Source organism: Herbidospora galbida, from assembly GCF_005233835.1.
Lineage (GTDB): Bacteria > Actinomycetota > Actinomycetes > Streptosporangiales > Streptosporangiaceae > Herbidospora > Herbidospora galbida.
In genome coordinates, this window is the sequence record NZ_SZQA01000088.1 from 1 (window position 1) to 10,634 (window position 10,634).

Consider the following 10,634-nt stretch of genomic DNA (forward strand, 5'->3'; position numbering starts at 1 on the left):
CGCCTCGGCGGGCAGGCCGGGGCCGTGCGCCCCGCCGCCGCGCACGGCCGACCAGGTGCCGCCGCTGACGGGGTCGTGCACCACCCCGGCCACCGGCCGCGCGGCCACGCAGAAGGCGATGCCCACGGCGTACACGGGCAGGCCGATCGCCAGGTTGTTGGTGCCGTCGAGCGGGTCGACGAACCACACCCGGTCGCCGTCGGCGCCCGCCGCGCCCGACTCCTCGGCCACGATCCGGTCGCCGGGGTAGGCGGCCCTGACCCGGCTCACGATCAGCTCCTCCGACCGGAGGTCCAGGTCGGTGGTGACATCGCCGGCCGTGCCCTTGGCGCTGGTCCACGCGGGCTCGCGTCGCAGCAGCGTGCCCGCGGCCTCCGCGGCGGCCACGGCCACCGCCAGTTCCGCCGAGACGTCCACGGCCCGCCCCTTCAGTGGGTGTACTGGGCGGCCATGCCGGCGGTGGCGACCGCCGCGGCCCTGGCCGACTCGGCGTCGCCGCAGACGTGCCGGCGCTGGGTGTGGCTGGGCGCGTCGAGCGGCCCGAGCGACAGGTCGGCGCCCGAGCGGATCATCCGGCCGAGCGCGACCGTCGCCGCCTCGCCCGACCCCTCGATCACCGTGCTGTGGAAGACGCCCGCGGCCAGCGAGTAGCTCTGGCCCGCGCCGAACCGCTCCAGGCGTTCGGGCCGGTAGTCGACCACCCGGTCGGTCGCCGTGATGGCGTCCTCGTCGCCGAGGCCGCTCACCTCGAAGAGCCGGTGGACGGTCCCGTCGGAGATCCGGCCGAGGACGTTGGAGACCTGGCCGTACAGGACGAAACTCAGCAGGTCCCAGCTGTGGCAGTGCACCAGCGAGGTGCTGCTGCCCGAGGTGGTCAGCTGCGGCGACCACACGTGCAGGCAGACGCCCAGGTCGCCGTCGCGTTCGACGGGCAGGCAGAAGAACCCGAGCGGATGGCGCACCGCCGGGACGCGCAGGGCCCCGGCGGTGACCGCCTGGAGCACCGACCCGGCCCACGCCGGAATCGTCGAGACGGCGGTGCCCTGGTCGATCTCGTGCCGTAGATCGGAGTAGCGCATGTCGCCCCTCTATGGTCATCTCACCGGTAGGGCTCCGCGGGCTGCAGCGCGCGGCGGGTCACGTCGGCCACCTCGGAGTCGTCGAGCGCGTCGAGCGACAGCCCCAGCGCCTCGAAGAGATCGCGCACCTCCTCGACCGTCGGCTCGTCGCCGAGCGGCACCGTCAGCACGCTCTCGATGGGCAGCTTCCTCGACTGGGCGAAGCTGCTGTTCAGTTCGGTCTCACACCAGGAGTAGTAGAGCTTGCCCTGGTAGGCCACCAGCGCCGGCGCGGTGGGATCCTCCCGGGTGACGACCACGCGGGAGGCGGCCATGTCCCAGCGGCAGGTCGTCATCGTCGACGACAGCCCCACCCGGATGGTCAGGAAGTCGTTGTGCCGGCGATACCAGCTCGCGGCCAGGATCGTCGCGTACGACTCCTTGCGGACGCGGTCGGCCGTCCAGAGGTCGGCGCGGCCGGTGACGAGCGACTGGCGGAACCGCGAGTACGCCCCGCAGGCGCCGTCGTGGTCCGGGTCGATGATCTCCAGCTGCACCTGGAGCTGGCGGCGGGCGACCCGGGAGTTCTCCACGCACTCCGGCAGGGTGAAGGCGCGGATGAAGGTGCCGGTGCCGCCCTTGAAGATCCAGGTGTTGGTGTGCTGGGCCGCCGCCATGAGCTCGGCCCGCACCTGCGCCCCCGGCAGGAGCGAGACGACCGACATCTGGTCGATCGCCTGGCGCGACTTCTCCAGCAGCTCGGTGACCTCGCCGAGCCGCTCGGGCACCTGCCGGAGCGCCTCACCGGAGCCGGACAGCAGCCGGCGGAGTTCGATCTCGACGTCTCCCGTCCGCAGCCGGCTGCGGATCAGCGTGATGGCCACCAGGGCGAGGACGACGAGCGTGGCCTTGTCGACGACCTCGGCCTGCCCGCCCCAGACGTCGTAGACGGCCGCGGACACCGCGATCAGGAACGCGATCCCCACTTCGGGTTCGTCGCGCAACCAGGAAAGACGGTCCTTCCACCAGGGCGTTCGAGCATCGTCCTGGCTGCTCACCATTGACATGAATCCATCCCCGCGCCATGGATCGGGATCGTTCCGGCTTCCCCGCCTATATCGTCCATGGCGCGGTGGAATTACGCCACCTAATAGCCGGAGCGCGCCCCTGCTTCAGGCGGACGCCAGTTTCACCACGTCGAGGGCGCAGCCCCAGCTCATGCTGACCCCCACGCCGCCGTGCCCGTAGTTGTGGATGAGCCGCCCCTCGTCGACCTGCTGCTCCTCCAGCCGGATCGAGGGACGCCCGGGCCGCAGGCCGACGTCCACCTTGATCACGGGGGCGTCGGCCAGCCGGGGCTCGACCTCGGCGCAGCGCCGCAGGATGTCGGCGGTCTGGGCTTCGTCGGGTTCGAGGTTCCAGTCGCCCTTGCGGGCGTTGCCGCCGAGGACGACGCGGTCGCCGTGCGGGAAGAAGCCCGTCCAGTCGTCGTCGGCGCCGCCCTCGTAGAAGAACTCCGTCAGGCCGGGGTTCTCCACGACGACGTGCTGCCCGCGCACGGGGGTGACCGAGTCGTCGCAGGCCAGCGTCCCCCCGGCCACGCCGGCGCAGTTGACCACGATCGGCGCGTGGGAGGTGGGCTGCTCCAGCGAGGCCACCGTGCAGATCTCGATGTCGCCGCCCGAGCGGCACAGCCGGTCGACGAGGTAGTCGAGGTAGCAGGGCATGTCGGCGATCGGGCTGGTGATCCAGAAGCCCGCCTTGAACCCGGCCAGCTCGTCGGGGGAGCACTCGGCGAAGCCGGGCAGGTCGCGGGCCCACGGCGGGGTGCCGCCGTCCATGCGGGTGACCAGCCGGCCGCGCGCGGCGGTGACGCCGGAGTGCGGGTGGGTGGCGAGCTCGTCGAAGATCTCCAGGCCCGTCTTCTGCCAGCGGACCGCGTCGTCGCGCGGCTCGGTCATGACGGGGCCGCCCAGCAGGGCGCCCGCGACGGCGGAGGTGGTCTGCCGGGGGACCTCGGCGGTCCACACGACCGTGCGGAGCCCGGCCTCGTTCAGGGCGATCGCGGTCGTGAGACCCACGACGCCTCCACCCACCACGACGACATCGGCATGCTGCGCCATCGACGACGACCTCCTCAAAAGCGAATGGAGCGGAACTTCCCGCAAAAGGGCCCCGCATGCACGGGCCCCGCCCCTCCCTGTCGAGAGGCGGGACCGCGGTGAATTCACCTGTGCATTCAGTGGTGCCGTTCGCGATCGGCCGGGGCGGCCAGCCGATCGGCTTCCCATTGGAGGGCCTCCACGAGGACGAGCTCCAGCCGGAGATCCCCGTCGAGGAGGTTGTCCAGGACGTCCATGCGGGCCTCCCTTGCCAGACATGACGCCCCAGGGGTCACTTCGGTTCACCGGATTGAACCGCTCTCGTCCACCCCGCGTATCCCCGGGCGTGCTGACTGTTTCGCGCCATGCCGCCTTCGCCGCCGCCGCTCTGGCCGTCGTGTCGCTGTCCGCCTGTTCGGGCGGCTCCGCATCGCCCGCCGGTGGGGCCTACCAGGTGTCCGACCCGGCTCCCGCCGCGGCCGCCGCCCCCGTCGAGGCGGGGCCCCCTCCGACCGTCGAGGACCTCGCCGCCAAGGTCGGGTGCAAGGTGAAGATCCAGGTCGACGCCGAGGAACTGCGCACCGGCGCCTGCTCGACCGAGGCCGGGGACTTCTTCGTGAACACCTTCGCCACCGAGAAGGGCAAGGACGCCTGGATGGACCAGGCGCCCGAGTACAACCCCCATCTCGTGGGACGGCTCTGGACCGTGCTCGGGACCCGGGAGACCCTCGACAAGCTGCGCACCGACCTCGGCGGGGACCTGCACCTCAGCGACCACCGGGTGACCCCGAAGGCGGTGCCGTCGACCCCCGCCGCCTACTGAAACGATCTTGTGATTGAGTTCGGTGCGTGGAGATCCTCGTCCTTGCCCTGGTGGGGGTCGCGACGGGGATCGTGAGCACGGTCGTGTCACTCGCGTCGATCGTCTCGTACCCTGCTCTGCTCGCCTTCGGGCTGCCGCCGCTGGCGGCCAACGTCACGAACACGGTGTCGCTCACGTTCACCGGGGTCGGGTCGGCCGCCGCGTCGCGGCCGGAGCTCAAGGGCCAGGCGCCGCTGGTGCTGCGCCTGTGCGCGGTGACCGCGCTCGGCGGCGCCACCGGGGCCGCCCTCCTGCTGCTCACCCCGCCGAGGGCGTTCGAGCTGGTCGCGCCCGTGCTGGTCGCGGGCGCGTCGCTGGTGTTGCTCCGGGCTCCCACGTCCGCGGCGCTGCGCGGGTGGGCGTTCTACCTGGGTGTGTACGCCGTCGCGATCTACACCGGCTACTTCGGGGCGGCCGGTGGGGTGATCATGTTCGCCATCCTGACGGCGGCCCTCGACCAGAGCCCGGCCCACGTCAACGCGGTCAAGAACGTGATCGCGATGTCCTCCAACGGCGTGGCCGCCCTCGGCTTCGCCCTGTTCGGGCCGGTGCGGTGGGACGTGGTCGTCCCGCTGTCGGCCGGGATGGTCGTCGGCGGCTGGATCGGGCCCCTGATCGCCCGGCGGCTGCCCGGCCAGTCGCTGCGGGTGCTGACCGCCGTGGCCGGGCTGGTCGTCGCGGTCAAGCTCGCCTTCGACACCTATACCTGAGCACGTGAGCGGTGCCGGGCGTCCTCGTCGCCGCCCGGCACCGCCGTCTCAGAGCGTGCGCCGGGCCATCAGCGTGGACAGCGCCGTCAGCTCCGCCGCCGGGCGGGCCGCGCAGCCCGCCTCCTCCAGGTGGGCGGGGGCCCGCGCGAGCAGGCCGTCGGCGGTCTCCAGGCACCAGTCGCGGCCCCCGGCCCGCTCCACCAGATCGGCGGCCCTGGCCAGCTCGGCGTCCGACAGGACCGTGCCCGACCGGTAGATCGCGGCCAGCTCCGCGGCCTCCCCGGTCGCGGAGGTGAGCGCGGCCACCACCGGCAGCGACTTCTTCCGGTTGGCCAGGTCGGAGAAGACCGGCTTGCCGGTCACCTCCGGGTCGCCCCAGATGCCGAGCAGGTCGTCGGCCAGCTGGAAGGCCAGCCCCAGCTCGGCGCCGAACGTCCGCAGGTGCTCGATCGCCCGCGCGTCGGCTCCCCCGTAGAGGGCGCCGAGCGCGCAGGCGCACGCGATCAGCGCGCCGGTCTTCGACCCGGCCATGCGGATGCACTCGGGGAGCGTCACGTCGGTCCGGTCTTCGAACCCGACGTCGGCGCTCTGTCCGTCGAGCAGGTCGAGGACCGTCGCGTTCAGCAGCCGGGCCCCCTCGTGGGCCAGCGGGTGGCCGCTGCCGGCCAGCCGGGCGAACGCCAGCGACACCAGCGCGTCACCGGCCAGGATCGCCTGGCTCACCCCGAACACCCGCCACGCGGTGGGGCGGTGCCGCCGGGTGGCGTCGCCGTCCATCACGTCGTCGTGCAGCAGCGAGAAGTCGTGGACGAGCTCGACCGCCACCGCCGCCGGCAGCGCCCCCTCGGCCGAGCCGCCCACCGCCTCGGCGGCCAGCAGCGCCAGCGCCGGGCGTACCGACTTGCCGGAACCGGTGGTGATCGGGCGGCCCCGCTCGTCCCACCAGCCCATGTGGTAGCCGGAGATGTGCCGCATCGAGGCGGGCAGGGTGTCGGCCGCCTCCCGGATCGCCGGCTGCACCAGGTCGCGGCTCCAGGCGAGCACCTCCGCGACGTCGCGAGCTCCCGTGTCGGTCGTCGTCATCGATGGCCTAGTTCCACGTTCTCCAGGACGCCGAGCGCGTCCGGGATCAGGATCGCGGCCGAGTAGTAGGCGCTCACCAGATAGTTGATCACCGCCCGTTCGTCGATGCCCATGAACCGCACGTTCAGGCCGGGCTGGTACTCGTCGGGGATGCCGGTCTGGTGCAGGCCCACCACGCCCTGGTTGTCCTCGCCGAGCCGCATCGCCATGATCGAGGTGGTGCGGGCCTCGCTGATGGGGAGCTTGTTGCACGGCAGGATCGGCACCCCCCGCCAGGCCGTCAGGCGGACCCCTTCGACCTCCACGTTCGTCGGGTAGACGCCTCTCTTGGTGCACTCGCGGCCGAACGCGGCGATGGCCTGGGGGTGGGCCACGAAGTACTGCGTCTTGCGGCGGCGGCAGAGCAGGTCGTCCATGTCGTCGGGGGTGGGCGGGCCCGACCGGGACTGGAGCCGCTGCTTCAGGTCGGCGTTGGCGAGCAGGCCGAACTCCTTGTTGTTGACGATCTCGTGTTCCTGGCGTTCGCGCAGCGCCTCGATGGTCAGCCGGAGCTGCTGCTCGACCTGGTCCATCGGGTCGTTGTAGAGGTCGGCCACCCGCGAGTGCACCCGCAGCACGGTCTGCGCGACGCTCAGCTCGTATTCACGCGGGGAGGTCTCGTAGTCGACGAACGTGCCCGGCAGCGCCGCCTCGCCGTGGTGGCCGGCCGCGAGCGCGATCTCCGCCTGCCCGTGCCGGTCCTGCGGTCTCTCGGGACTGCTCCGGTACGCCTCCACGTGCGCCCGCAGCGTCTCGAACCGGTCGGCCAGTTCCTCGAACGCGCGCCGCCCCAGCGTCAGCACCGTGCCCGCCGTCGTGGCCTTCACGGTGAAGTCCCACGTCCCGGGGGAGAGCAGGGCGTGATCGCCGACGTGGTCGCCGTCGCCGAGGAGGCCGAGCGCGGTCTCGCCCCCGTAGGCGCCCGCGCCGACCTTGGTGAGCTTGCCGTGCGCGACCAGGATGACCTCGTCGGCCTGGTCGCCCTGCCCGGCGATGACGTCGCCGGCGGCGAAGTCGCGCTGGGAGAACCGGCCCGCGAGGGCATCGAGGGCCTCCGGGTCGTCGAAACCGCGGAGGAGGGGGAGTTCGGTGAGCTCGGCGGGGATGACCCGCACCTGGCCCGACTGGACGGTGAAGGTGACCCGCCCGTCGCCGACGGCGTAGGACAGACGGCGGTTGACGCGGTAGGCGCCGCCGGAGACCTGGACCCACGGCAGCACCTTCAGCAGCCACCGGCTGCTGATGCCCTGCATCTGGGGGACGGTTTTCGTGGTGGTCGCCAGTTTCCTGGCCGCCGCCGTGCCCAGGCTCAGTTGATCGTTCACGGCACTCCCTTACTGGTGGGAATTAAAAAGGGCGGCCCGGTGATTCATGCTCGGGCCGCCCTGGGGGAACCATTCGTCAATGACCGACTTCGACGTTCTCCAGAATTCCGAGGGCATCGGGGACGAGGATCGCGGCCGAATAGTAGGCGCTCACCAGATACTTGATGATGGCCTTCTCGTCGATGCCCATGAAGCGCATCGAGAGGCTCGGCTGGTATTCGTCGGGGATGCCGACCTGGTGGAGGCCGACCACCCCCTGCTTCTCCTCGCCGAGCCGCATCACGATCATCGAGGAGGTGCGCGTGTCGGTCACCGGGATCTTGTTGCAGGGCAGGATCGGCACCCCGCGCCACGACGGGAAGTGGTGCCCCCCGACGTCGACGCTGGTCGGGTAGACCCCGCGGGCGCTGCACTCCCGCCCGAAGGCCGCGATGGCCAGCGGGTGGGCCAGGATGTACGACGGCTCCCGCCACACCAGCGACAGCAGCTCGTCGACGTCGTCGGGGGTCGGCGGGCCCGACCGGGTGTGGGTGCGCTGCTTGAGGTCGGCGTTGGCGAGCAGGCCGAACTCGCGGTTGTTGACGATCTCGTGTTCCTGGCGTTCGCGCAGCGCCTCGATGGTCAGCCGGAGCTGCTGCTCGATCTGGTCCATCGGGTCGTTGTAGAGGTCGGCCACCCGCGAGTGCACCCGCAGCACGGTCTGCGCGACGCTCAGCTCGTATTCGCGGGGCGAGGTCTCGTAGTCGACGAACGTGCCGGGCAGCGAGGGCTCGCCGTGGTGGCCCGAGGAGACCTCGATGGCGGCCTCGCCGTATTCGTCCTGCGGGCGGCCCGAGCCGGCCTGGTAGGACTCGACGTGCGCGCGGAGCGCGTCGGACTGGTCGACGAGCCGCTCGAACTCGCTGCGGGGGAGGGTCAGCACGGTGCCGGCCGTGGTGGCCTTGACCGTGTAGTCCCAGGTGCCGGAGGCCAGCAGGGTCTGGTCGCCGATGTGGTCGCCGTCGGCCAGCAGGCCCAGGGCGACCTGGTCGCCGTAGGGGCCGGTGCCGATCTTGGTCAGCTTGCCGTGGGCCACCAGGATCACCTGGTCGGCGGGCTGGCCGGCCTCCACGATGACGTCGCCGGCGGAGAAGTCGCGCTGGGTGAAGCGTTCGGACAGGGTGGTCAGGGTGTCGGGGTCGTCGAAACCGCGGAGGAGGGGGAGTTCGGTGAGCTCGGCGGGGATGACCCGGACCTGGCCCGACTGGACGGTGAAGGTGACCCGGCCGTCGCCGACGGCGTAGGACAGGCGGCGGTTGACGCGGTAGGCGCCGCCGGAGACCTGGACCCACGGCAGCACCTTCAGCAGCCACCTGCTGCTGATGCCCTGCATCTGGGGGACGGTTTTCGTGGTGGTGGCCAGTTTCCTGGCCGCCGCCGTGCCCAGGCTCAATTGCTCGTTCTCAACGGTCAACTCGACTCCTGTTCCTGCGGCGAAGCGAAAACAATTCAGGGGGCCCGCGCGAGAAACCTCATTGGGCTGGCCGAACGGATCAATAATGCAGGGGCGATCTTCGGAGTGTCAATTACGAGTTTGCATTCGAATGACCCGACCACAAAACAACGAAATAGCACGTGATTCTCCGTAGTGGGTTCGTTACCCGATTTGGTAGATTGTTCCCGTGTTAACCTCTGAAAGGGCCGCGTCTGTGGGGTCGGGGCCCGTAGGAGGCGAGGGCCGTGCAGCAGCGTGCACTGGCGACCCGTGAACGGCTGCTCCGCGCGGCCGCCGAGATCTTCGCGGCCAACGGGTACGCCGGGACCAGCCTGACCGAGATCCACGAGCGGGCCGGGGTGACCAAGGGCGCGATCTACTTCCACTACCCGAACAAGGAGTCGGTGGCCGAGGCGATCGTCGAGCGGCAGCTCGAACGCTGGCCCGCCCTCGTCAAGCGGTTCTGCGGCGAGGAGTCCGACCCGGTCGTGGTGGTGGTCGCGCTGACCTTCGCCATCACCCGGGCCTTCCGCGACGAACCGGTCATGCGGGCGGGGGCCCGGCTGGCCCTCGACCGCAACGTCGGCGCCTGGGAGGCCGCGTTCACCCAGGTGCTCCAGCCGGCCGAGAAGGCCGGGGAGCTCGCCGAGGGCGTCACCGCCGAGGAGGCGGCGCGGGTCGTCGTCAGCTCGTTCTTCGGGGTCTTCCAGGTCAGCGACACGCTCGGCCGGGCCGACACCGAGGAGCGGTTGCGCGAGATGTGGCGCGTCGTCCTGTTCGGCATCCAGGCCGAACCCTCGCCGCGGGCCACCGTCCGCCGGGCCGAGGCGCTCGCCCTCACCTGAGAGACAGGTTCTGCTGTCCCCCCTTCAGTTCGCCCCGAGTCGGCCCTATAAAAATACATTCCGGTCGGTTTTTTTCGGGGACGTCTCACGCGCTGAAGGGACCGTCATGGAACGCATCGGCACGCTGGCCAAAGCCATGATCGTGCTGCGCACTCTGGCCACGTCGCCGGAGCCGGTCAGCCTCACCACCCTGGCACGCCAGGTCCAGATGCCCAAGTCCACGGTCCACCGGCTGCTCGCGGCCCTGGAGGCCGACGACCTCGTGGGCCGTACCGGAGCCGACTACCGCGTCGCCGCCACGCTGCGCCCCTACGCGCAGCCCGAGCGGGTCCGCCACTTCCAGTGGCTGCGCCGCATGGCCACGCCCCACCTGCTGGAGCTGTACGAGCACACCCGCCAGATCGTCTCGATCGCCGTGCTGACCGACCGGCAGGCCGAGTACGTGATGACCCTCTGCCCGCGCACCCACACCAAGGCGCTGTGGCGGACCGCCGAACTGGCTCCCGCCCACTGCACGGCGGCCGGGAAGGTGCTGCTGGCCTACCAGGGCGGCCCGCCCGACCTGCGCGTGCCGTTGCGCCGGCACACCGACCGCACCATCACCGACCCCGGCGTCCTCGAACGCCGGCTGGCCGCGATCCGCCGCCAGGGGGTGGCGTGGTGCGTGGAGGAGTACGTCCTGGGGCTCAGCGCCATCGCGGTCCCGGTGCTGGGCGTGCCCCACTTCGGCGTGGTGGCGGTGGGGGTGTCGGGCCCGATGAAGGTCCTGCAGAACGGCTCGGCCGAGGCGGCGGTCCGGCGGGCGGGCCACGAACTCGCGGTGACGTTGCGGACGGCCCGGCTGGCCGGATGAGCGGCCGGTGCGTCGTCGCGTGGTGACCCGCGCCGTCTTAGGGGCCATTTGTTCCAATATTTGGAACATGTCGTGGCCTCCCGGAAAAATCCCGACTTACGCTCTCGGTCCGAGAGCACGCCCCCCTCTCCGACCAAGGAGCGCCCCATGCCTCCGCAGCGGATCTGCGCAGCGATTCCCCACCCCCGACTCCTGTCCGGGCCCGCCCCGCATCCGCCGCGCGGCCGGGCATCCGCGCGGCCGGGCGGGCCCGGCCAGGACGGTCCCGCGCACGACGCGCGGG

The 10,634-nt window shown here is 71.4% G+C and carries 11 protein-coding genes; 4 read left to right on the top strand and 7 right to left on the bottom strand.

The genetic code is table 11. The features are described 5' to 3' along the window. The 4 genes from FDA94_RS38470 to FDA94_RS38485 form a co-directional block, all read right to left on the bottom strand. Nucleotides 1-417: inositol monophosphatase family protein (locus tag FDA94_RS38470; RefSeq protein WP_281286709.1), on the bottom strand; the 417-nt coding region annotated here is incomplete at its 3' end. An 11-nt stretch (nucleotides 418-428) separates the two neighbouring features. After that, complete coding sequence (locus tag FDA94_RS38475; RefSeq protein WP_137251947.1) at nucleotides 429-1,079, bottom strand: hypothetical protein; 651 nt, start codon at nucleotides 1,077-1,079, stop codon at nucleotides 429-431. 20 nt (nucleotides 1,080-1,099) lie between these two features. Further along, nucleotides 1,100-2,062 carry a hypothetical protein gene (locus tag FDA94_RS38480; protein ID WP_137251948.1) on the bottom strand — a complete coding sequence of 321 codons (963 nt, stop codon included), beginning with the start codon at nucleotides 2,060-2,062 and terminating at the stop codon, nucleotides 1,100-1,102. Nucleotides 2,063-2,230: 168 nt separating this feature from the next. After that, nucleotides 2,231-3,349 carry an FAD-dependent oxidoreductase gene (locus FDA94_RS38485; protein WP_342778576.1) on the bottom strand — a complete coding sequence of 373 codons (1,119 nt, stop codon included), beginning with the start codon at nucleotides 3,347-3,349 and terminating at the stop codon, nucleotides 2,231-2,233. Between the two features lie 157 nt (nucleotides 3,350-3,506). On the opposite strand from FDA94_RS38485, the gene FDA94_RS38490 reads away from it, so the two are divergent. Both FDA94_RS38490 and FDA94_RS38495 read left to right on the top strand, forming a co-directional pair. Further along, nucleotides 3,507-3,983 (top strand): hypothetical protein, encoded by a 477-nt coding sequence (locus FDA94_RS38490; RefSeq protein ID WP_212735707.1) that lies wholly within the window; start codon nucleotides 3,507-3,509, stop codon nucleotides 3,981-3,983. A 26-nt stretch (nucleotides 3,984-4,009) separates the two neighbouring features. Continuing rightward, nucleotides 4,010-4,732, top strand: coding sequence for a sulfite exporter TauE/SafE family protein (locus FDA94_RS38495; protein ID WP_246060389.1), 723 nt, complete (start codon nucleotides 4,010-4,012; stop codon nucleotides 4,730-4,732). 48 nt (nucleotides 4,733-4,780) lie between these two features. Here the strand turns inward: FDA94_RS38495 and FDA94_RS38500 are convergent, their stop codons facing one another. The 3 genes from FDA94_RS38500 to FDA94_RS38510 all read right to left on the bottom strand — a co-directional run bounded on the left by FDA94_RS38500 (nucleotide 4,781) and on the right by FDA94_RS38510 (nucleotide 8,632). Beyond that, nucleotides 4,781-5,815 carry a family 2 encapsulin nanocompartment cargo protein polyprenyl transferase gene (locus tag FDA94_RS38500; RefSeq protein WP_137251950.1) on the bottom strand — a complete coding sequence of 345 codons (1,035 nt, stop codon included), beginning with the start codon at nucleotides 5,813-5,815 and terminating at the stop codon, nucleotides 4,781-4,783. Further along, on the bottom strand, nucleotides 5,812-7,179 hold the full coding sequence (locus tag FDA94_RS38505) for a family 2B encapsulin nanocompartment shell protein (RefSeq protein WP_246060390.1): 1,368 nt from the start codon (nucleotides 7,177-7,179) through the stop codon (nucleotides 5,812-5,814). The genes FDA94_RS38500 and FDA94_RS38505 overlap by 4 nt, the downstream gene beginning before the upstream one ends. A gap of 76 nt (nucleotides 7,180-7,255) precedes the next feature. After that, nucleotides 7,256-8,632, bottom strand: a complete 1,377-nt coding sequence (locus FDA94_RS38510) for a family 2B encapsulin nanocompartment shell protein (RefSeq protein WP_246060391.1) — start codon at nucleotides 8,630-8,632, stop codon at nucleotides 7,256-7,258. A 266-nt stretch (nucleotides 8,633-8,898) separates the two neighbouring features. On the opposite strand from FDA94_RS38510, the gene FDA94_RS38515 reads away from it, so the two are divergent. Then, nucleotides 8,899-9,498, top strand: a complete 600-nt coding sequence (locus FDA94_RS38515) for a ScbR family autoregulator-binding transcription factor (RefSeq protein ID WP_137251951.1) — start codon at nucleotides 8,899-8,901, stop codon at nucleotides 9,496-9,498. Nucleotides 9,499-9,604: 106 nt separating this feature from the next. Further along, entirely contained in the window at nucleotides 9,605-10,351 is a 747-nt protein-coding gene (locus FDA94_RS38520; protein WP_137251952.1) for an IclR family transcriptional regulator, read from the top strand. Nucleotides 10,352-10,634 lie beyond the last annotated feature (283 nt).